Source organism: Streptomyces sp. NPDC094448 (assembly GCF_044763775.1).
In the GTDB taxonomy this organism is placed as follows: Bacteria; Actinomycetota; Actinomycetes; order Streptomycetales; family Streptomycetaceae; genus Streptomyces.
Map to the genome: position 1 here is coordinate 454,341 of NZ_JBIWGU010000001.1, position 24,086 is coordinate 478,426.

General features: G+C 72.5%; 23 protein-coding genes. 12 read left to right on the top strand and 11 right to left on the bottom strand.

Annotated features, from left to right (window positions below; all coding sequences use genetic code 11):
• Positions 1–43 precede the first annotated feature (43 nt).
• From ACIQ9E_RS01790 to ACIQ9E_RS01815, 6 genes are all read left to right on the top strand, one after another.
• Positions 44–481: a cupin domain-containing protein gene (locus tag ACIQ9E_RS01790; protein WP_403700346.1), complete on the top strand. Its 438-nt coding sequence runs from the start codon at positions 44–46 to the stop codon at positions 479–481.
• Positions 478–1,755, top strand: a complete 1,278-nt coding sequence (locus tag ACIQ9E_RS01795; RefSeq protein ID WP_403700349.1) for a beta-ketoacyl-[acyl-carrier-protein] synthase family protein — start codon at positions 478–480, stop codon at positions 1,753–1,755. The genes ACIQ9E_RS01790 and ACIQ9E_RS01795 overlap by 4 nt, the downstream gene beginning before the upstream one ends.
• Positions 1,755–3,029: a ketosynthase chain-length factor gene (locus ACIQ9E_RS01800; RefSeq protein ID WP_403700352.1), complete on the top strand. Its 1,275-nt coding sequence runs from the start codon at positions 1,755–1,757 to the stop codon at positions 3,027–3,029. Before ACIQ9E_RS01795 ends, ACIQ9E_RS01800 begins: the two co-directional genes overlap by 1 nt.
• 108 nt (positions 3,030–3,137) lie before the next feature.
• A complete protein-coding gene (locus ACIQ9E_RS01805) occupies positions 3,138–3,395 on the top strand; it encodes an acyl carrier protein (protein WP_006345754.1) in 258 nt (85 codons plus the stop codon).
• Between the two features lies 1 nt (position 3,396).
• On the top strand, positions 3,397–3,861 hold the full coding sequence (locus ACIQ9E_RS01810; RefSeq protein ID WP_403700355.1) for an SRPBCC family protein: 465 nt from the start codon (positions 3,397–3,399) through the stop codon (positions 3,859–3,861).
• On the top strand, positions 3,858–4,238 hold the full coding sequence (locus ACIQ9E_RS01815; protein WP_403700358.1) for a TcmI family type II polyketide cyclase: 381 nt from the start codon (positions 3,858–3,860) through the stop codon (positions 4,236–4,238). The genes ACIQ9E_RS01810 and ACIQ9E_RS01815 overlap by 4 nt, the downstream gene beginning before the upstream one ends.
• Positions 4,239–4,325: 87 nt before the next feature.
• Here ACIQ9E_RS01815 and ACIQ9E_RS01820 read toward each other — a convergent pair whose 3' ends face one another.
• Together ACIQ9E_RS01820 and ACIQ9E_RS01825 are read right to left on the bottom strand one after the other, a co-directional pair.
• Positions 4,326–5,396, bottom strand: coding sequence for a methyltransferase (locus ACIQ9E_RS01820; protein WP_403700361.1), 1,071 nt, complete (start codon positions 5,394–5,396; stop codon positions 4,326–4,328).
• 95 nt (positions 5,397–5,491) lie between these two features.
• On the bottom strand, positions 5,492–6,607 hold the full coding sequence (locus ACIQ9E_RS01825; RefSeq protein WP_403700364.1) for a nitrous oxide reductase family maturation protein NosD: 1,116 nt from the start codon (positions 6,605–6,607) through the stop codon (positions 5,492–5,494).
• A 190-nt stretch (positions 6,608–6,797) separates the two neighbouring features.
• Between ACIQ9E_RS01825 and ACIQ9E_RS01830 the strand changes: the two genes are divergently transcribed.
• The gene (locus tag ACIQ9E_RS01830) at positions 6,798–7,187 is read left to right on the top strand and encodes a VOC family protein (RefSeq protein WP_403700367.1); all 390 of its coding nucleotides are present in this window, start codon (positions 6,798–6,800) and stop codon (positions 7,185–7,187) included.
• Between the two features lies 1 nt (position 7,188).
• On the opposite strand, the gene ACIQ9E_RS01835 is transcribed toward ACIQ9E_RS01830, so the two are convergent.
• Positions 7,189–8,661, bottom strand: coding sequence for a hypothetical protein (locus ACIQ9E_RS01835; RefSeq protein ID WP_403700370.1), 1,473 nt, complete (start codon positions 8,659–8,661; stop codon positions 7,189–7,191).
• Between the two features lie 458 nt (positions 8,662–9,119).
• Here ACIQ9E_RS01835 and rsgA point away from each other — a divergent pair, with 458 nt between their 5' ends.
• Positions 9,120–10,235, top strand: coding sequence for a ribosome small subunit-dependent GTPase A (gene rsgA / locus ACIQ9E_RS01840; protein ID WP_403700373.1), 1,116 nt, complete (start codon positions 9,120–9,122; stop codon positions 10,233–10,235).
• A 101-nt stretch (positions 10,236–10,336) separates the two neighbouring features.
• On the opposite strand, the gene ACIQ9E_RS01845 is transcribed toward rsgA, so the two are convergent.
• Positions 10,337–10,711, bottom strand: coding sequence for a PPOX class F420-dependent oxidoreductase (locus ACIQ9E_RS01845; protein ID WP_403700379.1), 375 nt, complete (start codon positions 10,709–10,711; stop codon positions 10,337–10,339).
• A 58-nt stretch (positions 10,712–10,769) separates the two neighbouring features.
• Positions 10,770–11,252: a DUF456 domain-containing protein gene (locus tag ACIQ9E_RS01850; protein ID WP_403701285.1), complete on the bottom strand. Its 483-nt coding sequence runs from the start codon at positions 11,250–11,252 to the stop codon at positions 10,770–10,772.
• Between the two features lie 110 nt (positions 11,253–11,362).
• Between ACIQ9E_RS01850 and ACIQ9E_RS01855 the strand changes: the two genes are divergently transcribed.
• The 3 genes from ACIQ9E_RS01855 to ACIQ9E_RS01865 all read left to right on the top strand — a co-directional run bounded on the left by ACIQ9E_RS01855 (position 11,363) and on the right by ACIQ9E_RS01865 (position 15,239).
• Positions 11,363–12,721, top strand: a complete 1,359-nt coding sequence (locus ACIQ9E_RS01855; RefSeq protein WP_403700382.1) for a hypothetical protein — start codon at positions 11,363–11,365, stop codon at positions 12,719–12,721.
• Positions 12,722–12,837: 116 nt separating this feature from the next.
• The gene (locus tag ACIQ9E_RS01860) at positions 12,838–14,580 is read left to right on the top strand and encodes a pyruvate dehydrogenase (protein ID WP_403701288.1); all 1,743 of its coding nucleotides are present in this window, start codon (positions 12,838–12,840) and stop codon (positions 14,578–14,580) included.
• A 173-nt stretch (positions 14,581–14,753) separates the two neighbouring features.
• Positions 14,754–15,239 (top strand): ATP-binding protein, encoded by a 486-nt coding sequence (locus tag ACIQ9E_RS01865; RefSeq protein WP_403700384.1) that lies wholly within the window; start codon positions 14,754–14,756, stop codon positions 15,237–15,239.
• Between the two features lie 176 nt (positions 15,240–15,415).
• Here the strand turns inward: ACIQ9E_RS01865 and ACIQ9E_RS01870 are convergent, their stop codons facing one another.
• Both ACIQ9E_RS01870 and ACIQ9E_RS01875 read right to left on the bottom strand, forming a co-directional pair.
• Positions 15,416–16,507 carry a DUF2637 domain-containing protein gene (locus ACIQ9E_RS01870; RefSeq protein ID WP_403700386.1) on the bottom strand — a complete coding sequence of 364 codons (1,092 nt, stop codon included), beginning with the start codon at positions 16,505–16,507 and terminating at the stop codon, positions 15,416–15,418.
• A gap of 291 nt (positions 16,508–16,798) precedes the next feature.
• Entirely contained in the window at positions 16,799–17,644 is an 846-nt protein-coding gene (locus tag ACIQ9E_RS01875; protein WP_403700388.1) for a (2Fe-2S)-binding protein, read from the bottom strand.
• A 655-nt stretch (positions 17,645–18,299) separates the two neighbouring features.
• Here ACIQ9E_RS01875 and ACIQ9E_RS01880 point away from each other — a divergent pair.
• A complete protein-coding gene (locus ACIQ9E_RS01880) occupies positions 18,300–18,980 on the top strand; it encodes a GntR family transcriptional regulator (RefSeq protein ID WP_403701290.1) in 681 nt (226 codons plus the stop codon).
• Positions 18,981–18,992: 12 nt separating this feature from the next.
• Here ACIQ9E_RS01880 and ACIQ9E_RS01885 read toward each other — a convergent pair whose 3' ends face one another.
• The 4 genes from ACIQ9E_RS01885 to ACIQ9E_RS01900 form a co-directional block, all read right to left on the bottom strand.
• Complete coding sequence (locus tag ACIQ9E_RS01885; RefSeq protein ID WP_403700389.1) at positions 18,993–19,784, bottom strand: hypothetical protein; 792 nt, start codon at positions 19,782–19,784, stop codon at positions 18,993–18,995.
• Positions 19,785–20,291: 507 nt separating this feature from the next.
• Positions 20,292–21,380: an ABC transporter ATP-binding protein gene (locus ACIQ9E_RS01890; RefSeq protein ID WP_403700391.1), complete on the bottom strand. Its 1,089-nt coding sequence runs from the start codon at positions 21,378–21,380 to the stop codon at positions 20,292–20,294.
• Positions 21,377–22,939: an ABC transporter permease gene (locus ACIQ9E_RS01895; protein ID WP_403700394.1), complete on the bottom strand. Its 1,563-nt coding sequence runs from the start codon at positions 22,937–22,939 to the stop codon at positions 21,377–21,379. Before ACIQ9E_RS01895 ends, ACIQ9E_RS01890 begins: the two co-directional genes overlap by 4 nt.
• 52 nt (positions 22,940–22,991) lie before the next feature.
• Positions 22,992–24,056: an iron ABC transporter substrate-binding protein gene (locus ACIQ9E_RS01900; RefSeq protein ID WP_403700397.1), complete on the bottom strand. Its 1,065-nt coding sequence runs from the start codon at positions 24,054–24,056 to the stop codon at positions 22,992–22,994.
• Between the last annotated feature and the right edge of the window lie 30 nt (positions 24,057–24,086).

The following is a 24,086-nucleotide window of genomic DNA, read 5'->3' on the forward strand; positions in this document are numbered from 1 at the left end:
CCCCGCCCGCCCGGACCGGCACCCCCATCGGGAGGAAGACAGCATGACCACGCACAGCCCACGCATCGTGGACCTCAGCGAGACGCAGCCCAACACCCGGCGCGGCGGCGATCTGCGCGCCATGCTCACACCCACCGCGGTGGGGGCCACGAGCGGCTTCATGGGCCTCGCCATCGTGCAGCCGGGCGAGTTCATCGCCGAGCATTACCACCCGTACTCCGAAGAGTTCGTCTATGTCGTGAGCGGACTCCTCGAAGTCGACCTGGACGGCGAACCCCACCCCCTCCGGCCCGACCAGGGGCTGCTCATCCCCAAGGACCTGCGGCACCGCTTCCGCAACGTCGGCAACGTCGAGGCCCGGATGGTCTTCCACCTCGGCCCGCTGGCGCCCCGCCCCGACCTCGGCCATGTCGACACGGAGGTCAATCCGGCGGGCGCTCCGGCCGGCGGCCCGCCGGAACGGTCCGGAGCCGTCTCATGACCCGGCGGGTGGCGGTCACCGGGGTCGGCGTCGTCGCCCCCGGCGGGGTCGGCGCCCCGGCGTTCTGGGACCTGCTCGCGAACGGGCGTACCGCGACCCGCGGCATCACCCTCTTCGACCCGGCCGGGTTCCGCTCCCGGATCGCCGCCGAGGTCGACTTCGAGCCCGCGGCCCACGGGCTGAGCCGCGAGGACACCGACCGGCAGGACAGATACATCCAGTTCGCGCTGGTCGCGGCCGCCGAGGCGATACGCGACGCGGGGCTCGACCCCGACCGGGAGGACCCCTGGCGGACCGGTGTCTTCCTCGGCAGCGCGGTGGGCGGCACCACCCGGCTGGAGCACGACTACGTCGCCGTCTCCGCCTCCGGCACCCGCTGGGGCGTCGACCACCGCCCCGCCGCACCCCATCTCCACCGGGCGTTCTCGCCCAGCACCCTCGCCTCCGCCGTCGCCGAGCAGTGCGGCGCCAAGGGGCCGGTGCAGACCGTCTCCACGGGCTGCACCTCCGGCCTCGACGCCGTCGGCTACGCCTTCCAGGCCATCGAGGACGGCCGCGCCGACATCGTCGTCGCGGGCGCCTCGGACTCCCCGATATCCCCGATCACCGTCGCCTGCTTCGACGCCATCAAGGCGACCTCCCCCAACAACGACGACCCGGCTCACGCGTCCCGCCCCTTCGACGCCGACCGCGACGGATTCGTCATGGGGGAGGGCGGCGCCGTCCTCGTCCTGGAGGAGCTGGAGCACGCCCGGGCCCGTGGCGCCACCGTCTACTGCGAGATCGGCGGGTACGCCACCTTCGGCAACGCCTACCACATGACCGGGCTCACCCCCGAAGGCCTGGAGATGGCCCGCGCCATCGACACCGCCCTCGACCACGCCCGTATCGCCGGCACCGCCGTCGACTACGTCAACGCGCACGGCTCGGGCACCAAGCAGAACGACCGCCACGAGACCGCCGCCGTCAAACGGTCGCTCGGCGACCACGCGTACAAGACGCCGATGAGTTCCATCAAATCCATGGTGGGCCACTCCCTCGGCGCGATCGGCGCCATCGAGCTGGTGGCCTGCGTCCTCGCGATGGACCGCCAGGTCGTACCGCCGACGGCCAACTACGACACCCCCGACCCCGAGTGCGACCTGGACTACGTGCCCCGCACCGCCCGCCCCCGGAAGCTGCGCACCGTGCTCTCCGTCGGCAGCGGCTTCGGCGGATTCCAGTCCGCCGTCGTCATGACCCGGCCCGGCAGCCGGACCAGTGGGAGGACCTGATGGGCAGCGCGAGCAGGCCGGCGAACCGCCGCCGGACGGCACCGGAGCGCCGGACCGTCGTCACCGGCATCGGAGTCGTCGCCCCCAACGGCATCGGCGCCGACGTCTTCTGGAAGTCGACGCAGGAGGGCATCAGCGTCCTCGACCGGGTCACCCGGGAGGGCTGCGAGCAGCTTCCGCTGCGGGTCGGCGGCGAAGTCCGCGATTTCGAACCCGGCGCCATGGTCGAGGACCGCTTCCTCGTCCAGACCGACCGCTTCACCCACTTCGGGATGGCCGCGGCCGATCTCGCTCTCGCCGACGCCCGGCTCGGCCGCGCCGACTACGAGAAGTTCCCCTTCGGCGTCGGCGTGGTCACCGCGTCCGGCTCCGGCGGCGGCGAGTTCGGCCAGCGCGAACTCCAGCAGCTGTGGGGCCGCGGCTCCCGCTTCGTCGGCCCCTACCAGTCGATCGCCTGGTTCTACGCGGCCAGCACCGGCCAGATCTCCATCCGCGGCGGCTTCAAGGGCCCCTGCGGGGTGGTGTGCAGCGACGAGGCGGGCGGCCTCGACGCCATTGCCCATGCCGCCGGGGCCGTCGTCCGCGGCACCGACGCCGTCGTCGTCGGCTCGGCCGAGGCGCCGCTCGCCCCGTACTCCGTCGTCTGCCAGCTCGGGTACGAGGACCTGAGCCGGGCCGACGACCCGGAGCGCGCGTACCGCCCCTTCACCGCCGAGGCCTGCGGCTTCGCCCCCGCCGAGGGCGGCGCGATGCTGGTCGTCGAGGAGGAGAGCGCGGCACTGGCCCGCGGGGTGCGGCCCCGGGCCCGGATCGCCGGGCACGCCGCCACCTTCACCGGACCCGGGAACTGGGCGGCGTCCCGGGAGGGGCTGGCCCGTGCCGTCCGGGGCGCGCTGGAGGCCGCCGGCGCCGCCCCGGAGGAGATCGACGTGGTCTTCGCCGACGCCCTGGGCACCCCCGAGGCCGACCGGGCGGAGGCCCTCGCCATCGCCGACGCGCTCGGCAGCCACGGCACCCGGGTGCCGGTGACCGCCCCCAAGACCGGTATCGGCCGGGCCTACTGCGGCGGTCCGGTGCTGGACGCGGCCGCCGCCGTGATGGCCATGGAGCACGGTCTCGTACCGCCCACGCCGAATGTCTTCGACGTCTGCCACGACCTCGACGTCGTCACCGGAAAGGCGCGGCGGACACCGCTGCGGACGGCGCTGGTGCTCAGCCGGGGCCTCATGGGGTCGAACGCGGCGCTGGTGCTGCGCAGCGCGGCCCCGGAGTGACCGCCGCGGAGCGCGCCGGCCTGCTGCACGGGGGCTGCGCACGGCCCCGGAGCAGCAGGCCCCGGCCCTGAACCACCGGATTTCCCCACAGCACGAAGGAGTACCCCCATGGACAGCCTGACCTCCGGCGCACTGGCCGAACTGATGCGGAAGAACGCCGGTGTGAACGTCGACCCGGAGACCTTCGCCGGCGCGCCCGACACCCCCTTCGAGGACTACGGCCTCGATTCGCTCGGCCTCCTCGGCATCGTCGCCACGCTGGAGAACCAGTACGGCCGTCCGATGCCGCAGGACGCGGAGCGGTGCAGGACCCCCCGCGAGTTCCTCGCCCTCGTCAACGACACCCTTCTCAAGAGCGGAGCCTGAAGTGCCCGGACACACCGAGAACGAGATCACCGTCGCCGCACCCCTGGACCTCGTCTGGGACATCACCAACGACCTGGAGAACTGGCCGGAGCTGTTCAGCGAGTACGCCTCGGTCGAGGTCCTCGAAAGGTCCGGCTCCACCACCACCTTCCGGCTGACCATGCACCCCGACGAGAACGGGAAGGTGTGGAGCTGGGTCTCCGAGCGCACCCCGGACCGGGCCAACCGCCAGGTGCGGGCCCGCCGGGTGGAGACCGGGCCGTTCCAGCACATGGACATCGAGTGGGAGTACACCGAGGTCCCCGGCGGGACGAAGCTGCACTGGCGGCAGGATTTCGCGATGAAGCCGGACGCCCCCGTCGACGACGAGTGGATGACCGACAACATCAACCGCAACTCCAAGATCCAGATGGCGCTGATCCGCGACAAGATCGAGGCTCGCGCCCAGGCGGGGGTGCGACGGTGAGCGCGCACACCGGCACCGGCCGTACCGGTACGGAAACGGGTACGCGCTCCGCCCACCGGGCGCTGATCGTGGCGCGGATGGCGCCCGGCTCGGCCGACGGGATCGCGGGTCTGTTCGCGGCCTCCGACCGGGGCGAACTGCCCCATCTCGTCGGCGTCAACCGGCGCAGCCTCTTCCAGTTCGGGCCCGATCTGTATCTCCATCTGATCGAAGCGGACCGGCCGCCGGGCCCGGCGATCGCGCAGGTGGCCGAGCACCCGGAGTTCCGTGAGCTGAGCGACCGGCTCCAGGCGTACGTCTCCCCCTACGACCCGGCGACCTGGCGCTCCCCGAAGGACGCGATGGCCCGTCAGTTCTACTCCTGGCAGAGCGACTGACACACCGGTCCGCGGATGCGGTACGGCCCCGGGAACCCGTCCGACGGGATCCCGGGGCCGTACCGTGTGCGCCGTCCGCTTCGTGCCCTACTCGGCGCGGGTGGGCACCACGGACTCGAAGGCGTGCAGATAGGCGTTGACGGGCCGGATCTCGCCGACCGGCAGTCCGGCCTGCGTCATCCGCTCCACCATGCTGTCGCGGGTGTGCTTCGCGCCGCCCACGTTCATCAGCAGCAGCAGGTCCATCGCGGTGGTGAACTTCATGGACGGGCTGTCGTCGACGAGGTTCTCGATGACGACGACCCGGGCGCCCGGCCGGGCTGCGGCGATCACATTGCGCAGGGTCGCGAGGGTGCTGTGGTCGTCCCACTCCAGGATGTTCTTGATGATGTAGAGGTCGGCCGAGACCGGGATCTCCCGGCGGCAGTCCCCGGGCACGATATCGGCCCGGTCCGCCAGTTCGCCGCCCTCCCGCAGCCGGGGATCGGCCTTGGCGACGACGTCCGGCAGGTCGAGCAGGGTGCCGCGGAGCTGCGGGTGCTTCTCCAGCAGGCTCGCCAGGACATGTCCCTGTCCGCCGCCGATGTCGACGACGGAGGAGACCCCGGTGAGGTCGAGCAGATCGGCGACCTCCAGCGCGGACTGGCGGCTGGAGGTGGTCATCGCCCGGTTGAAGACATGGGCCGATTCATGGGCGTCCTGGTGGAGGTACTCGAAGAAGCCCTTGCCGAACAGTTCGTCGAAGACGCTGTCCCCGGTGCGCACCGCGTCGTCGAGATGCGGCCAGGCCGCCCAGGTCCACGGTTCGGTGCACCACAGGGCGATGTACTTCAGCGACTGCGGATCGTCCTCGCGGAGCATCCGGGACATCTCGGTGTGGACGAACGTGCCGTCGGGGCGCTCGGTGAAGATGCCGTAGCAGGACAGAGCCCGCAGCAGCCGCCGCAGCGGCTTGGGTTCGGCGTGGACGACGGCGGCGAGCTTTTCGACGGTGGTGGGCGCGTCCCCGAGCGCATCGGCGACGCCGAGCCGGGCGGCGGCGCGGACGGCCGCGGCGCAGGCCGCCCCGAAGACGAGTTCGCGCAGCCGCATCGCCGGGGGCGGCAGGGTGTCGGCGTCGGCGAGCTGGGTGGTGGGTCTGGTGCCGAGGGTTGTCATGGCGTTCGCTCGTTCTCCTGCTCTCCCGGCGCGGGGGCGCGGCGGGTTCGGCGGTTCGGTACGGAGTCGGGGGCGGGGCGGCTCGTCCGGTGGGCTCAGCAGAGGCCCGCGGGCTTGGACGAGGCGCAGGAGTTCTTCCGGAACGTGTTGCCGGTGCCGTTGCCGCGGTCGACCAGATCGGCGGCGATGTTCTCGGTGACCGTGTTGTGCTCGATGACATTGCCGGTGTTGGTGGCCCCGACATAGCTCTCGGCCAGCACGATCCCACCGGCCAGCAGGGTGTCGCTGTGGTGGCCGCGGACCGAGTTGTCCTTGATGAGGGTGGCGTCCGAGCCGGTGAGCACGATCCCGGACCCCTGGATCGCGGGCAGCCGGGGCGTCGCCGCGCAGAACTTGTTGTTCTCGTGGATGGTGTTCGAGCGGATGGTGATATCGCCCGAGCCCGGCTTCGACTCGTCGCTGACGACGAAGATCCCCGCGCAGTTGGCGGTGATCTCGTTGGCGTGCGTCGAGAGGTTCCTGATCCGCTTCAGCATCACCCCGAGCCGGTTGTCGGTGAGGGTGTTGTCGGCGACGACCGTGCCGAGGCTGTCGGTGGCCGCGGCCTCGTGCCCGACGATGTTCGTCAGCATGATGCCCGCGTCCTTGTTCCCCCGCGCGGTGTTGTGGCGGAAGACGGCCCGGGTGGACTTCTCCTGCCCGAGCCCCCAGGTGCCGTTCTGCTCGGCGGTGACTTCCCGGACGGTGAGCCGGTCGGTCCTGGACGCCCACAGACCGCCCTTGGCGAACCCGGAGATCGTCAGGGAGCGGATGGTGACCCCGGTGACCCCGGCGGCCTCCGTCCCGGTGATACAGACCCCGTTGCCCGCCTTCGCGCAGGCGCTCTCGGCCCGTCGCCCGGTCTCCGTGGCGGCCGGGGGCGCGATCACGGTGCCGGGGCCCGAACCGCGGAGAGTGATTCCGGAGGTGGTGATCTCCACACTCTCGCGGTACGTCCCCGGGGACACCACGACCACATCGCCCGGCGCCGCGGCGTCCACGGCGGCCTGGATGGACTCGCCGGGCTGGACCGTGTGACGGCCGCCGTGGTGCGCGGGGGCGGCGGCGACCCCCGACGCGACTGCGACGACCACGGCGGCCGCGACGGCCGGCGCACCCGCGCGTCTCCGATAGTGATGGAGTGAATGGTGGTTTTTGTCAGGATTGTTCATACGGCGACGCTAGGGGGCATCGCAGGGGCCTGCCACACGGAGTGAGCCGATGGCTTCCCGGTGTGCTGCGACCGGGTTGTTTTCGACGCACCCCGGCCGACGCGGGGCCGGCCCCGCACCCGCCCCGCCGGTGTCCCCCGATCGGCGCCGGCGGGCTGCGCCCCCGGCGCCCGTGTGATGATTCTGGGCCATGAGGATCTATGTGACCGGCGTATTCGTCGACGACCAGGACAAGGCCCTGAAGTTCTACACGGACGTGCTGGGCTTCGTGAAGAAGAACGAGATCCCGCTGGGCGCCGCCCGCTGGCTGACGGTCGTCCCCCCGGAGGACCCCGACGGCACCGAACTGCTCCTGGAACCCGACGGCCACCCCGCGGTGGGACCGTACAAAGCGGCCCTGGTCCGCGACGGGATCCCGGCCGCGTCCTTCGCCGTCGACGACGTCCGCGCGGAGTACGACCGGCTGCGCGCCCTCGGGGTCCGCTTCACCCAGGAACCGACGGCGATGGGCCCCGTCACCACGGCGGTCCTGGACGACACCTGCGGCAACCTCATCCAGCTGATGCAGAACGACGGATAGTTCACTCCTCCCGGAAGCCCGGTGCCCGGAAGCGCAGCCGCGGGGGTACGGCGGCGTCCGCGGCGGCCGACGCCCGCGCGGCGCCCGGATAGAGGCTCTCGTCCACGTCGATGACGCAGTGTGTTCCTCCGAGGAGGAGACGGCCGTTCCCGCACTCGATGAGGGCGCTCGCCTCGGCGAAGGCCACGTAATGGACGTCGTCCGGGGCTGCCCGGTGCCAGATGCCGTCGTCGGTGAGGACCAGCTGTGCGCCGCGCAGGTCCCGGTACCGCAGCCGGTCGGTGCGCTTCGGCCGGAAGACCGCGCCCGGGGCGGGGTCGCCATAGGTGTTGCAGGTCAACTGGGGCACCGGACGGCCGTCGAGCTGCGGCAGCTCCAGGTGCAGCCCGTTCGGTACGGTGAGCACCGCCGTTTTCAGTGCGGTGGCGAAGGCGGCGCGGAGCTGCTCCGGCGCGACCTGCGCGAGGGACTCCAGCCGGGCCTCCAGATCCTGGTAGTCCCGGTCCACCAGCAGACAGCCCGCGGCTTCCAGGAGTTCGTCCACAGGGCGTTCGACGGTGGCGGCCCGCTCGCGGTAGGCGGTCACCTCCCGGGCCAGCTCGGCCTCGGTGGGATCCTCCGAAGCCAGGCGCAGCGCCTCCTGCCACATCAGCTCGGCGACCCGCTGCTCGTGCCCCTCGCGGGAGTCGGGCCAGAAGATGAACTCGGCCCGGCCGGGGCCGAGCGGGAGATGGACGTCCCTGATCTCGTGCGAGAGCCCGTTCCGGTGCCGCAGTGCCTGCACGAGCCGCTCGCGGAACACATAGTGCGACAGCAGGAGCGCCGGGTCCCCGGGATCCCCGGACCAGGACATACCGGGATCGGGGACATCCGAGGGGAACCACACCGCGCCGGTGATCACCTCGGGCGCCGCGGCCCTCACAGCCGGGCGCTCCCCCGCGGGCAGCGGCAGCCGGAGTCCTTCCGGCGGCGGTCCGGTCAGCACCAGCGCTGCATTGTCCCGGTGGAAGACCCGGGCCGCGGCGGACCGGACATCCTCGGCGGAGACCCCGTGGAGCCCGGGCCCCTCGTGGTTCGCCGAACCGGGACCGGTGTGGCCGTAGCGGCCCCAGAGCAGATTCTGCGCGACCTCGCTGACCGGGGAGAGATCGGCGGTCCCCAGCACCTCCGCCTCGTGCGCCAGCCGGTGGAGGGGCAGCCGGGCCAGAGCCCGGCAGATCCCGTCGAGGTAGCGGGTCACCTGCTCCGGACTTCCGGACGCCGTGAAGTAGGTGGATTCGAGGTCCTGCCAGTCACGGCTCGGATGGTTCCGCCGCGGCAGCGCGCTCTGCGCGAGATGGGCGACGAGCCGCATGGCCCCCCGGACCGCGAGCGGCTCGTCCAGGATCCCGCCCCCGAAGATCAGGACGGCCTCGAACGGTCCCGGCTCCTCGGTCCACAGCACGGGCACACCGTCGATGAGTTCACCTTGCATCCGGGGAGCATACGAGGGGCGTCCGACAGCCCCGCCTTTCGATGCAGAATCGTTTCCACAAGGCACTTTGTCCGGCAGTGCAGCCACAGGAAGCGGGCGGGCGGTGGCCGGATGTGCCCCGCTGTCCGATGCCGCCGCGCGCCGGGAACGGGACCGGACCGAGCCGGGGCGGGGCACCGGCCCGTAAATGGCTGGCGTGCCCTCGGGGAGCGCGTCTACTCTTCAACCCGTTCCGCCGGGAGCGCCGCGTGCGCTGCCCGGAGTGGAGCACAGGCCGGTCGGTTCGTCGAGGAAGCAGGAGGTGAGGACAGTGATGACGGTCACGGTATCGGGCGCTGCCCGCACTCAGGAGTTCATCCATTCCCCCCCCTGTGGCCTCCGGCTGACACCCATCCGACCTGCGCGCGCAGCGCGCTTCGCCGGGGCCGCCCTTCACCCTTCGTAAGGGGTTCCCCATCTTGTCCAGCAGTCCGCTCGACTCCTTTTCCGATGTCCACGGTGTCCTCGCCGCCTACGGCTGGGACGACGACTGGGACGAAGCGTTCGCCCCGTACGCCGCCGAAGGCCTTCTGGCGGGCCGGGTCGTGCGCGTCGACCGGGGCATGTGCGATGTCGTCACCGCCGACGGCACCGTCCGTGCCGATACCGCGTTCGTCACTCCGCACGACCCGCTCCGGGTCGTCTGCACCGGGGACTGGGCCGTTCTCGAACCCCCAGGCGGCGATCCGCGCTATGTCCGGACCTACCTCCCGCGCCGTACCGCCTTCGTCCGCTCCACCTCCTCCAAACGCTCCGAGGGGCAGATCCTCGCGGCCAACGTGGACACGGCGATCATCGCCGTTTCGCTCGCCGTCGAGCTGGACCTCGGGCGGGTCGAGCGTTTTCTCGCGCTGGCCTGGGAGAGCGGGGCCGCACCGGTCGTCGCGCTCACCAAATGCGACCTCGTACCGGACGCGACCGGGCTCGGCCATCTCGTCTCCGACGTCGAGGCCGTCGCGCCCGGCGCGCAGGTCCTGGCGGTCAGCTCCGTCACCGGCGAGGGCATGGACGTCCTCGCCGCCGTCGTCGCGGGCGGCACCAGTGTGCTGCTCGGGGTCTCCGGTGCCGGGAAGTCCACCCTCGCCAACGCCCTCGTCGGCGACGCCGGGATGCGCGTCGAGGCCGTCCGCGACGTGGACGGCAAGGGCCGGCACACCACCACGACCCGCAATCTGCTGCCGCTGCCCGGCGGCGGTGCGCTCATGGACACCCCCGGACTGCGGGGCGTCGGCATGTTCGACGCGACCACGGGCGTCAACCAGGTCTTCTCCGAGATCGAGGCGCTGGCCGCCGACTGCCGTTTCCACGACTGCGCCCACCAGGTCGAGCCGGGGTGCGCGGTGCTCGCCGCCGTCGACGAGGGGACGCTCTCGGAGCGGCGGCTGGAGAGCTTCCGCAAGCTCGTACGGGAGAACCGGTACATCGTGGCGAAGACCGACGCGCGGGCGCGCGCCGAACTCCGCCGCGAGTGGCGGCTGAGGGGCGCGGAGGGACGCGCCGCGATGGAGGCCAAACGCGGCCGCCAGGGGCGCTGACCCCGGAGGGCCGGGCGGCGGACGACCGCCGCCCGGCCGCCCTGCGGCCCCGACCGGTGACGGGCGCACCGAGCCCGTCACCGCGGCCCGCCCGCGTCCGGTCACCCCTCCTGGCCCAGACCCCAACTGTGGATCTTCTTCGGGTGGATCCGGATGAGTTCCTCGCTGAAGTGCGGCCCCAGCTCGTGGGGCCCGGTCAGCAGTTCGGCCTCGCCCCGGATGTCGACCCCGCGCACCCGCCACGGCCGTACGCTCACGATATCGTCGACGACCAGCCCGACCTTGGGATTCGACTGCAGATTGCGCCACTTCTTCGTCGTTGCGAGGGCATAGCCGCCGATCAGGATCGTGCCGTCCTCCTGGGGGAAGAATCCGACGGGATTGGCCTGCGGCTGCCCCTTCGGATCCACGGTCGCCAGCCTGCCCAGGCGCTGGGTCGCGAGATAGGCGCGCTCGGCCTCGGTGAATTCGGTCATGATCACAGCCTCACACGACGGCAGCCCGTGCTGAACCGCCGGGCACCCGTGGACCGGGTCAGGAACCGCCCGCGATCACGGCGCCCAGCCATGCGCCCGTGATCAGCAGGCACCCGAACAGCTCCACCAGCACGCTCGCCCCGGCCGCCCGCATCACTTGACGGGTCGCCGCCACCGCCTGGCCGTGGCCCCCGAGGCGGCGGCGTTCGCAGACGTAGACGCCCGCCATGAAGCCCGGGATCGCCCCGATCACCGGCACCAGAACAAAACCGGCCACCGCACCCGCACCCGCCCATACCGCGGTACGGCCGGTGGCCCCGGAATCGTGGATCCGGCGGGTGGGCATCAGCCAGATCGCGACCTGAACGAGCAGGAGTACGGCGGTGGAACAGACCAGCAGTGTCCAGGCGAGGCCCGTCCGCTCGTGCAGCGACCACCAGAGCATCGCGGCCCAGACCAGCCAGCGGCCGGGGACACCCGGTACCAGCACCCCGGCGCACCCGAACGCAAAGACGCACCCCAGAAGCACCTGCTGCCACACACCACCCACGTTCACCAGGGTCTCTCATGCCGTGCGGCCCCGCCCGTCGTGGGGCGGACGCATTTCGGAAAGCCCCGTTCCGCCGTCCCGTCCGGGGGGAACATAGGGGCATGAGTCAGCAGGGGGAGACACCCGCCGCCGCGGACGACTGGTGGAACCGGCTGTACGAAGAGCCCCCGCCGCCTCCGGAGCGGCCCGCCGGGAGCCCGCCCCCGGTGGACGGCGACAGCCTCGACGAGCATTTCGCCACCGCGACGGCGGCGGTGTCGAACACGGTCGCGTGCACCGTCTTGGACACGGTGCCGGAAGGGGCGCCGGAAGCGGCGGGTCCGCCCGTGCTGCCGGAACAGCAGTCCGTACGGCCCCGAGCCTGGTGGGAACCGGAACCGGAGCCGGACACGGAACCGGAACTGGAAGAGGGTGGGGGAAAGGAAACGGAGTCCGGTGCGGTACGGGACGCCGCGGCACCCCGACCCGACCCGCCAGGCGCCCCCGCACCCCCTCCGCTGCCCCGGCGCGAGCCCACCGAACGCCCCGGCCCCGCCACCGTCGCCCGGTCCCGGCGGAAGACCGCCCGGTGGGCGCAGCCGCCGGATCCGCGGGCGGCCCCCGCCGGAGCGTCCGAGGCCCGCCCCGGCCATATCGGCGACGGACCGCCGACCTATGAACCGGAGCCCACCGCTCTGCCGCCCGCCGACCCCGAAGCACTCGGCGATCCGGTCGCCGACACCGTCGCCGACGGCGCCCGGTACGGCCGCTGGACCCTGCGGGCCGCGTCCGTCCGCGGCGATTCGGCGCGCTTCCGGGGTGAGCACCGCAAGGACGCCCTGCTCACGGCCAGATTCGGCGCCGGGGACGCCGCCCTGGTACTGGTCGCCGTCGCCTCCGGCGGCCGCGGCGCGGACGGTGCTCACCGCGCCGCGGCCGATGCCTGCCGCCGGGTCGCGACCGCCGTCGGCCGGGCCCACGCCGGACTGGCCGAGGACATCAGGGCCGGACGGCACGGTGTCCTCGGCGCCGGACTGCACCGGCTGGCCCACCGCGGCGCCGGCCCGCTCCGGGCCTTCGGCTCCGGCGCCGGTACGGCGGGCCTGCGCTGTCTGCTGCTCCTCACCGACCCCCTCTGCCGTACCAGGGTGTCCTTCGGCACCGGACCGGGCGGACTGTTCCGTCTGAGAGACGGCGTCTGGACCGACCTCGACCCCGCCGCGACCGCCGCCGCCCCCGACCCCTTCCGCTTCCACGCCGCGGAGGCCCGGCCCGGCGACACGCTGCTGCTGGCCGGCTCCGGCTTCGCCGAACCCCTGCGGGGTGCGCCCGGACTCGCCGGCGAACTGGCGCGCCGCTGGCACCCGGGCGGCCCGCCCGGACTGGCGGCCTTCCTCGCCGACGTACAACTGCGGGCCAAGGGGTACGCGGACGACCGCACCGCCGTCACCGTCCGCGAGGACCCCGGCGGGCCGGGCTGAGCCCACCGGAGTCCAGAGGAGGCGGGAAGCGGGCTTCCATGGGTTGATGGATGCCTGAAGACGTCGAGAAGGCCGAGAACGCCGAGGACGTCAGGACGAGGAAGGGTGTCCGGCCCATGGCGAAGCAGAACGTGGCGGAGCAGTTCGTCGGCCTTCTCGTCCGCGCGGGAGTCCAGCGGCTCTACGGAGTCGTCGGAGACAGCCTCAACCCCGTGGTCGACGCCATCCGCCGCAACTCCGGTATCGACTGGATCCAGGTACGGCACGAGGAGACCGCCGCCTTCGCCGCCGGAGCCGAGGCGCAGATCACCGGGAAGCTCGCGGCCTGCGCGGGCTCCTGCGGCCCCGGCAACCTCCATCTCATCAACGGGCTGTACGACGCCCACCGCTCCATGGCTCCCGTACTGGCCCTCGCTTCCCATATCCCGTCCAGCGAGATCGGACTCGGCTACTTCCAGGAGACCCACCCGGACCAGCTGTTCCGTGAGTGCTCCCACTACAGCGAGCTGATCTCCAACCCCCGGCAGATGCCCCGGCTGCTCCAGACCGCCATCCAGCACGCCGTCGGACAGAGCGGGGTCGCCGTGGTCTCCCTGCCGGGCGATGTCGCGGCCGAGCAGGCGCCGGAGAAGACCGCGCAGACCGCCCTGGTCACCTCGCGTCCGTCGGTCCGCCCCGGTGACGGCGAGATCGACAGACTCGTCCGGATGATCGACGAGGCCGACCGGGTGACCCTCTTCTGCGGCAGCGGCACCGCGGGCGCCCACGCCGAGGTGATGGAGTTCGCCGAACGGGTGAAGTCACCCGTCGGCCACGCCCTGCGCGGCAAGGAATGGATTCAGTACGACAATCCCTTTGATGTGGGTATGAGCGGTCTGCTGGGCTACGGTGCCGCCTACGAGGCCACCCATGAGTGCGATCTGCTGATCCTGCTCGGCACGGACTTCCCCTACAACGCCTTCCTCCCCGACGATGTGCAGATCGCCCAGGTCGACATCCGCCCGGAGAATCTGGGCCGCCGCTCCCGGCTCGATCTCGCCGTCTGGGGCGATGTCCGGGAGACCCTGCGCTGTCTGAACTCCCGGGTCCGGGTCAAGAACGACCGGCGCTTCCTCGACCGGATGCTGAAGAAGCACGCCGACGCCCTCGAAGGGGCCGTCAAGGCGTACACCCGCAAGGTCGAGAAGCATGTACCGATCCATCCCGAGTACGTGGCCTCGGTCCTCGACGAACTGGCCGACGACGACGCCGTCTTCACGGTCGACACCGGCATGTGCAACGTCTGGGCCGCCCGCTATATTTCGCCCAACGGCCGCCGCCGGATCATCGGCTCCTTCAGCCACGGTTCGATGGCGAACGCGCTGCCGCAGGCGATCGGCGCCCAGTTCACCGACCGCGGCCGGCAGGTGGTGTCGATGTCCGGCGACGGCGGGTTCACCATGCTGATGGGCGACTTCCTCACGCTGGTCCAGTACGACCTGCCGGTGAAGGTCGTCCTCTTCAACAACTCGTCGCTGGGGATGGTGGACCTGGAGATGCTGGTCGCCGGGCTCCCTTCGTACGGCACCCACAACCAGAACCCCGACTTCGCGGCGATCGCCCGCGCCTCGGGCGCCTACGGCGTCCGGGTGGAGAAGCCGCGCCAGCTCGCGGGCGCACTGAAGGACGCCTTCAAACACGACGGTCCGGCCCTGGTGGACGTGGTCACCGATCCGAACGCCCTCTCCATCCCGCCGAAGGTCAGCGCGGAGATGGTGACCGGCTTCGCCCTGTCGGCGAGCAAGATGGTCCTCGACGGCGGAGTCGGGCGGATGCTCCAGATGGCCCGTTCCAATCTGCGCCATGTGCCCAGGCCCTGAAGGGCCCGACTCCGGCAGAAGGCGTAGACCAGATCCGCCCGCTGCGGGAAAAATCCCCTCCCGGCCCGGGTTGACCCCTTCCTCAGGCGTGGCCCGCCGTCCGAAGGGGCAGGGCAAGAGTGGAAGGTACGTACGCGCGGCCGGGACCACGGCCGTGACACCAACGGGCGGGGATGATGACAGGGCGTCAGGGATGGGCCGGTTCGTCCGCGGACGGACACGGCCGCTACGGGGGAGTGCCCGGACAGGCCTGGGGAAGGGAGCAACTGCACCGGCGCATGGGGTGCGGCGATCTGGAGTCGGTACCCGAAGTCCGGCACGGACTCCGGGAGATGCTCGGGCAGTGGGGCAGCCGCGGGACCGCGGACGTCGCCGAACTGCTCGCCAGTGAACTGGTGACGAACGCCCTGATCCACACGGATCACGGCGCGGTCGTCACCGCCACCGTCGGCAGCGAGACCCTGCGGGTCGAGGTGCGGGACTTCGTGGAGGGGTTCCCGGAGCCGCCGCCCAGCCGCCCCGAGGTGCGGCAGGAGGCCGACCTCCTCGACACCCACGGCCGGGGACTGGCGCTGGTCCAGAGCCTCGCGGACTCGTGGGGGGTACGGACCCAGAGCGCGGGCAAGGTGGTCTGGTTCGAGCTGAACGCACTGCCGTAGCCGTAGCCGTAGCCGTAGCCGCAGTCGTCGCCGTAGCAACGGACTGCCGCAGAGCCGGAGTACGGCCGCCGGGACGGGCCGGAAACGGCGGAACGGCGGTGGGGGCGGACCGCTCACCGGTCCGCCCCCACCACCGCATCCGACGACACCGTGTACGGCGTCCGTCCTGTCCGGCCTCAGCCGAACTGCTGTTCCAGGTCCTTCAGCTTCCGCTCCAGGGAGTCCAGCCTCGGCAGGGTCATGGTGTCGTCCTCCGCAGTCAGGTCGACGACCTTAGCGTCGGGGGACGCCGGCGTCCCGGCTTCGAGGGAGCGCGAGGATCGAAGCGGCAGCTGTCCGGGTTCTATGGCAGGCTCCGCGACGGTGGCCGAACTCTCCGTCCGCGCCCCCGCCGAGCTGCCCGAATGACTGGACCCGGCCCCGCCCGCGGGGCTGGAGGTCAGCGCCGGAAGCTCCGGCTCGGGCATCACCCGGCCGCGGCCCCAGGCGCGGTGCTGCCGGTTGAGCGCCTTTATCCGGGCGCGCTCCAGCTTGGCCTGGTCCCGGCTGCGCATCCGGTTGGCCTTCTTGGCCGCTTGGTCCTCACGGACCTCCTCGACCGCCTCGTCCAGCGTCCGCACACCCTCCAGAAGCATCAACGACCAGGCGTTGAAGGTCTCGCGGGGGGCCCGCAGCCACCGGACCACCCGGATCTGCGGCAGCGGGCGGGGCACCAGGCCCTGCTCGCGCAGCGCGGCCCGGCGGGTCTGCTTCAGCGCGCGGTCGAACAGCACCGCGGCCGAAAGGGACATACCGGCGAAGAAGTGCGGCGCACCGGCGTGGTCTATGCCACGGGGGGCGTGCACCCAGTTGAACCAGGCGGCAGCGCCCGCAAACGTCCACACCAGAAGGCGGGAGCCGAGGGCGGCGTCACCGTGGCTGGCCTCACGGACGGCGAGGACCGAGCAGAACATGGCCGCACCGTCGAGACCGAAGGGTACGAGGTACTCCCAGCCTCCGGAGAGGTTCAGGTTCTGCCGGCCGAAGCCGACCAGACCGTGGAAGGAGAGGGCGGCGGCAACCGCTGCACAGCAGAAGAGGAGTACATAGGAAGCCGTGGCGTACATGGCTTCCTTGCGCCTGCGGCGCTCCTCGCTGCGTTCCCAGGAATCTTCCTGCTCCGGCTTCGCGGCACTCTTCTTACCGCGCTGGAGCACGACGATCGCGACCAGGACTCCCACGAGCATCACGCCGCCGGGAAGCAGCCAGGATAGCGATATGTCTCTCATGTTGTTGGCGTCCCTTTACATCTGCATCGCGGTAGGGCGTTCGGCCGCCATAGTGACCGAAGTCCGGGCGATCCCAGGGGGTTTCGTGGCAAGAGAACGCCAATGGGGCCATAGGGCATACGGATAGGTGCGTTTTCCTCGAACTGTCTTTCAGACAGCGAGAGTTGCGTACGATTTATATCACTCGGAAGGGGGGAGTGACATCCGGAGCGTGACTTCGCTCCCGGCCGTACGGAACGGCCTCCGCCGGAAGGCCGGAAAGCCCTCCCTGCGGTTCCGTACGCCGGTGGGTCAGGCGTCCGGAAGGAGCTGGGTCACCCGGTCGGCGTCGCAGGTCCGGGGGCAGGTGACACAGGTGTCGTCCGGCCGCAGTGTATAGAACAGGCAGCAGCTCGCCCGGTCCCGGGTGGGCAGTTGTTCGCCCGCCGGGCCGGACAGCAGCCGGAAGCCGGGGGTTCCGACGTACGGTTTGACCGTGCCGGGGAGCAGCTCCTGAAGTTCCGTCATGGCCCGCGGGCCCTCACCGAGCACCCCGCCGACGTACCAGAGGCCCTCCACGATCTCGTCGGTCACCATGCCCCACAGCGCCCGCCGCCCGCGCCGCATCCGCGGTCCGAAGCCGGCCAGCAGGGGTTCGGCGTACGCGGCCACCGCGGCGCGTACCTCGTCGCGCAGGGCGGCCTCGTCCGGGACGGGCCGGGCGCCGGGCAGCCGTACCGCCGGATCGTCCGGCAGACAGGCGAATTCCGTGATCCGGAAGGCGATCTGACCGGGTGTCCGCCGGAGCGTCGTCGCGGCGGGCGAGAGGCGGGGCACCCGGCGGTTCAGGAACCAGGGGACCGTGATCAGCAGACAGGTGGGCCAGAGGTAGCGGTGCAGCCCGAAGGTGGCGATGACATCGGGCCGGGCGTCCTCCCCGTAGTCCCGGCGCACCTGCTCGACGTCCCAGTCCAGAAAGGCGTCGAGTCCGGGCCCGCCCGCGGCCAGCTCCGCCGTGCCGAACCAGCCCTCGCCCGCGGGTACGGGCTCGCCGGGGCCCAGCTCCCGCAGGGCCATGCCGGGATAGGCCTCGGCCAGCCGGGCGTAGGCGTCCGCGACGGGTGAGGCGGGGGCGGGCAACAGTGCGGGCAGGGTCATACGGGCCGCCGAATCCACGATCGACTTCAGGTAAGGCTAACCTTACCCGAGGGGTGGAGTGTTTGACGTGACGTCCCGGCCGCCTAGGGTGCATCCAGGACGCCCGGGGAACGTCGACCGGGTCCCGGCAGGCCGGAGGAGGACCCGAGTGGAGCAGGCCCCGACGCGGGGCGCGGCCGCGTCGCGCCCCGGAACCGATGCGGCGGGGCCGGGGCTTGCCCGGCAGTCGCCACGGGCCGCCTCCGGTCCGGACACGGTGAGGGTCCCCGGCCAGGCGGACGGCGGACGGCTCCGGGACCGGCTCCGCCCCGGGGCTCCGGCGACCGGCCCGCGTCCGTCCGGCGGACAGCCGGCCACCGGTTCGCAGCCCGGGGGCGGGGACGTGCCCGGCGGTCCGTACCGCACCGGCCGGGATGCGGTCGATGAGCCGTACCGCACCGGACGCGATGCGTCCGGCGGTCCGTACCCGGCGGACGGGAGCGCCCCGGCCGGGCCGCGTCCGCCCGGCGGTGACCTCCCGGGCGGATCGCGTACGACCGGAAGCCCGGCACCCGGAGGGCCCTACCGGACCGGCGGAGACGCGTCCCGCGGACCGCGCCCGGGGAGCGGAGCGGGCCCCGGCGGCCGGGACGGCGGCGAACCCCCCGTACCGCACCTGCCGTCCGCGCGGTCCGTCCCGGACGGCTCGGGCGCCGGGCCGGAGCCGGACGTGCCGTTCGCCCACCGGGAGATCCGCCGGCACTCCGTCCGCGGCCAGATCCTCCAGGCGCTCCGCACCGCGCTCCTCGACGGCGATCTCGCCCCCGGCGAGGTCTACTCGGCTCCCGCGCTCGGTCTGCGCTTCGGGGTGTCCGCGACACCGGTACGGGAGGCGATGCAGCAACTGGCCGCCGAGGGAGCGGTCGAGGTCGTGCCCAACCGGGGCTTCCGGATCGCCGTCCGCAGCGCCCGGGAGCGTACCGAACTGGCGCAGGTACGGGCCCTCCTGGAGACCCCCGTCGTCCTGGAACTGGTCCGCACGCTGCCCGCCGCCGCCTGGGGCGCCCTGCGTCCCGCCGCCGATGCGGCGGCGGTCGCGGCGGCGACGGGGGACCGCGGCCGGTACGCCGAGGCCGACCGCGCCTTCCACCGCGCGGTGCTGGCGCTCGCCGGAAACGAGCAGCTGGTGGCCGTCGCGGACGATCTGCACCGGCGCTCCCAATGGCCCCCCGACGGGGTCTCCCTCACCGCCGACGCGGCCGAACACCTCCGGCTGCTCGACGCCCTCGAAGAAGGTGAGGCGGCGACGGCCCGGCCGATCGTCGAGGGCCACTTCGGCCGTACACCCGGAAGCTGACGGCCCGTACCGTCAGACCAGGGGAACGTGCGGCGCCGGAACCGGTCGGGGCGGCGGTACGGGCAGCCGGCCCGCCAGCCAGACCGGGACCCCGCCCAGCAGTCTGAACAGCCGTCCCGCCTCGGCCCGCAGCCGGTCGGCCTCCGGCTGGGGCTCGCAGTCGGCCAGCGCCGCCAGCGCGGGTGCCGCACCGATCAGATAGCCCAGCTCCTCCCGGAGCCGCAGCGCCTCCGAGAAGCCGTGGCGCGCCTCGGCGGTCTCGCCCTCCCGCAGGGCGAGCCGGGCCTGGTGGTGGAAGGTGAAGGAGAGCAGCAGCCGGTCGCCCCCGGCTTCGGCCCCCTCGTGCGCCCGGCGGTACGCGGCCCGCGCGGCCTGCGGCGAATCTGCGATGTGCTCGGCGAGCAGACCGCGGCGGAAGTCGAGGAGCGGGCGGCTGGGGGAGGCCGGCGACAGCAGGGCGGCCGACCGGCCGAGTGCGGTACGGGCCTCGTCGGCCCGGTCCCGTACCCCGAGCACCGTCGAGGCATAGGCGAGCCGGCCGCGTTCGCACGCGGCGCCCCCGCGCTCCTCGTCGCTGACGGCCCCGGCCTCGGCGGTCCGCAGAGCGTCCTCCGCCTCGGCCCAGCCCTCACCCGTGTACATGCACCGCTCGACGAGCAGCCCCACCCGCTCCAGCGCGGCGGCGGGATCCGCGGCGTGCGGGGTGAGCAGGGCGGCCGCGTCGGTCCAGCAGCCGCGTGAACGCAGCCGCCATACCGCGGTCTGGAGTGGATCGTCACCGGATGTCGTTCCGAAACCAGACATGGCGGTATGCGCCACTACGCCCTCCCCGAGCACCCCGTCGAGCTGTTGAGTATGGGGAATCTCAGCATGGATCGGGGCGCCGGGCCAAGGGGTTGAGTGAATCAATTCACAAACTTTCGGCGCTGAGCCGCACGAAGATCCATGATATTGGCCGATGAGACCGCCCGAAGGGCCTCGCGGGGCCCGTCAGCAGGGGAGACGCCCGCCGGGCCGCTGACGGAAGGGGAGTTGACGGGTCGGGTTGGATCTTGGCCGGCAACTGTCAGCAAGGTGTGGTCCGTTGCCCGGTGGCGATCACCCCCGGGGCGGGCGGTGCCGGCCCTGCCGGGGCCCGGGTGGGGGCGGGAGGGGCGGGAGTGTCCCGGCCGGTGTGGTGTATAGGGATGCCGGTGCGAGGGGGCCGGGGAGCCCGTGTCGCCGGCGGCCCGGCCGGTCCGCTACGGTCCCGGCCGGGCCGGCGCGCGCAGGCGGGCGCCCGGCGGGCCGGGAGTCGCCCGCGGGAGGCGGCTACGCGGGGTGGAACGTCGCCGTGCCCGAAGCCGTCACGGCCGCCTCGTCGCCCGGCCGGAACTCCGGTGCGCCCGGGGCGCGGACCATGATCCGGCCGGTGTCCGGGGTGTCGAGGAGGATCAGCGCGTCGTGGCCGTGGTACCGGACCTCGGTGACCCGCCCGCGTACCCCGGAATCCGCCGTCACCGGTGCCAGGCCGAGCTGTTCGGGGCGGAGGACGACCGTCCCCGGGCCCTTCGCGTCCGCCGCGACCGCGACTGGTCCGAGGGCGGTCTCGGCCCGTCCGCTCGAGGCCCGCGCGGGCAGGACGACCGCCTCGCCGACGAACGACGCCACCCATGGATCGGCGGGGGCCGTGTACAGCTCGTCCGGCCTGCCGCACTGGGCGACCCGGCCGTCGCGGATCACCGCGACGCGGTCCGCGCAGGACAGCGCCTCCTCCTGGTCGTGGGTGACCAGGACCGCCGTCGCGCCCGCGGCCCGCAGCGCGGTCCGGATATCGGAGCGCAGGCCCGCGCGCAGGGCGCTGTCGAGGGCGTTGAACGGCTCGTCGAGGAGGACCAGCGCGGGCCGGGGCGCCAGGGCGCGGGCGAGGGCGACGCGCTGCTGCTGGCCGCCGGACAGCTCGTGCGGCATCCGGTCGCCGTACTCCGCGAGGCCGACGAGGCCGAGCATCTCGGCCGTACGGGACCGGCGTTCCGCCCGGCCGGTCCCGGTCAGTCCGAAGGCGACGTTGCGGGCGACGCTGAGATGGGGGAAGAGGGCGCCCTCCTGGGCGACGATGCCCACGCCCCGCCGCTCCGGCGGGATGTGCACGCCGGGCCCGCTGATCACCCGGTCGCCGAGGGCGACCTCGCCCGAGCCGGGCGCGATGAAACCGGCGATGATCCGCAGCAGGGTGGTCTTGCCGCAGCCGGAGGGCCCGAGTACGGCGGCGAGTTCCCCGGCGCCGACGGTGAGGTCGAGCCCGTCGAGCACCCGGTCGCCCCGGCCGTACGAACTGGTCACGGCACGGATGCTCAGTCCGGCCGGGCCCCCGGCGGCGGAGGTCCCGCGGGGGGAGGTCGGATCGGTTGCGGCGGTCATGAGCGCCTTCCGAGCAGATAGGAGGGGACGGCCGCGATCAGCACGATGGCCGCCGCGTACGGTGCGGCCCCGGCGAACGCGCCCGCGCCCGTCTCGGTCCACAGCCGGGTCGCGAGGGTGTCCGTACCGGTGGGCCGGAGCAGCAGGGTCGCGGGGAGTTCCTTCATGATGACGACGAAGGTGAGCGCGGCGCCCGCGCCGATACCGGGCGCGGCAAGCGGGACCGTGATCTCCCGCAGCACCTGGAGCGGCCGCCGGCCGAGGGAGCGGGCGACGTCCTCCAGCACGGGCGGCGCCTGGAGCACCGCGGCCCGCGCAGAAGCGACCGCCACCGGCAGGAAGAGCACCACATACGCGGTGATCAGCAGCGGCAGCTCCTGGTAGACCGGGTAGGCGTAGCGTACGGCGAAGAAGACGAGGGCCAGCCCGACGGTGATGCCGGGCACCGCATGGCCCGCGTACACCGACTGCTCCAGCAGCCCGGCGAGCCGCCCCCGGTAGCGGGCGGACAGCACGCCGACCGGCAGCGCGAGCAGGGTGGTCACCGCGGCGCCGACGGCGGCCACGGTGACCGTGGCGAGGGTGGCGTCCCAGAACTTCCCGCCGTCGAAGCCGGAGTTGCCGACGGTCAGCCAGTAGCCGAGGGTCGCCAGGGGGAAGACGACCGCGGCGCCCGCGACCGCGGCGCACCAGCCGAGCGCGGGCACGGTGCCGTGGCCCAGCCGCAGGGGTACCGGGGGACGGGCGCTGCCCCGGCCGGTGCGGGCATGCCCGGCGCGGCCCCGGGTGCGGTTCTCCGCGAGGACCAGCAGGACGGTCATCACGACCAGGACGCAGCCGAGGACCGCGGCCGGGGTGCGGTCGAAACTGGCCTGGTAGGAGGTGTGGATCGCCCGGGTGAAGGTGTCGTAGCGGGTGATGGAGACGGAGCCGAAGTCGGAGAGCACATACAGCGCGACGAGGATCGCGCCGCCCGCGGCGGCGGGCCGCAGCTGCGGCAGGGTGATCCGGACGAAGGTGCGGAACGCACCGCTGCCGAGGGAGCGGGCGGCCTCCTCCTGGGCCGGGTCGATGCCCCGCAGCACCGCCGCGACCGGCAGGAAGACATAGGGGAAGCAGGCGAAGGTGAGGGTGATCGCCGCCCCCGGCAGCCCTTCCAGCGACGGGAACGCCGAGATCCAGGTGAACGCCGCGACATAACTCGGCACGGCCAGCGGCAGGGTCGCGAGGACCGCCCAGGCCCGGCGGCCGGGGAGATCGGTGCGGACCGTCAGCCAGGCCAGCGAGATGCCGAGCAGCAGCGAACCGGCGACGACGATCGCGGTCAGCCGGAGGCTGCGGCCGAGGAGTTCGAGGGTGCGCTCCTCGGTGACGATGTCCCAGGCGAAGCCCCAGCCGCGTTCCATGGCGCGCACGCCGAGATAGCCGAGCGGCAGCAGCGCGATCAGCGCCGCCGCCGCGGCGGGCAGCAGCAGGACCAGTGGCGGGGTACGCCGACCGGCTGCCGCGCGGGGCGCGGCAGCCGGGGTGCGCACGGACTCGGTGGTGTCGGTGCTCAAGGGGGTGGTGTTCTCGTCTCCGGAGACCTGGACGTGGCTGGTGGCCGGTCGATCAGACCATGCCGGCTTCGCGGATCAGCTCCAGGGTCTTCTGGAGGGAGTCCAGCTTGCCGAGGTCGATCTTGGGGGCCTTCAGGGACGCCAGCGGCGGCAGCCCGTCGACGGGCGAGGCGACCCCGGCGACCAGCGGGTACTCCTTGGTCTCGGTGGCGAAGTAGGTCTGGGCCTCGTCGGAGAGGAGGTAGTCGACGGCCTTCTCGGCCGCGGCGCTCTGGCCGCCGTCCTTGAGGACACCGACGCCCGCGACGTTGACCAGGGCGCCCGCGTCACCGCCGGGCAGGAAGTGGATCCTGGCCTTGAGCTTGTCGGTGCCGACCTCGGCGGCCTTCTCGTACCAGTAGTAGTGGTTGATCAGACCGAGGGCGACCTCGCCCTTGTCGACCGCGTCGAGGATCGCGCCGTTCTTGTCGTACGCCTTGGCGCCGTTGGCCTTGAAGTCCTTCAGCCACTTCCTGGTGGCCTCGTCGCCCTCCAGGACGCGCATACCGGTGACGAAGGCCTGGAAGGAGGCGTTGGTGGGCGCGTAGCCGACCTTGCCCTTCCACTCGGGCTTCGTCAGGTCCTTGACGCTGTCCGGGGCCTTGGGGGCCAGCGCCGGGTTGTAGGCGATGACGCGGGAGCGGCCGGAGACGCCGGCCCAGTCGCCCGCGCCGCCGCGGAAGGCGGCGTCGACCTTGTTCAGGGACTTCTCGGGCAGCTTCGCCAGCAGACCGGCGTTGGAGAGCGCGCCGAGGGCGCCCGCGTCCTGGGAGAAGAAGAGACCGGCCTTGGTCTTCTTGCCCTCCTCCAGGATCTGCGCGGCGAGTTCGGCGCTGTCGCCGTAGCGGACCTCGACCTTGGTGCCGGTCGCCTTCTCCAGCTTCTCGATGATCGGGGAGATCAGCTTCTCGTTGCGGCCCGAGTAGATGACCAGCTCGTCGGCGCTCTGCGCCTTCGCGCCGTCCTTCTTATCGCTCTTGTCGCTCTTGTCGTCGGAGCCGCAGGCGGCGAGGACGGGAACGAGGAGCGCGGCGGATATGCCGAGGACGGTGGCCCGGCGGGCGAGCGGACGGCGCATGGGTGCCTCCTGGAGGACCCGTGATGACCG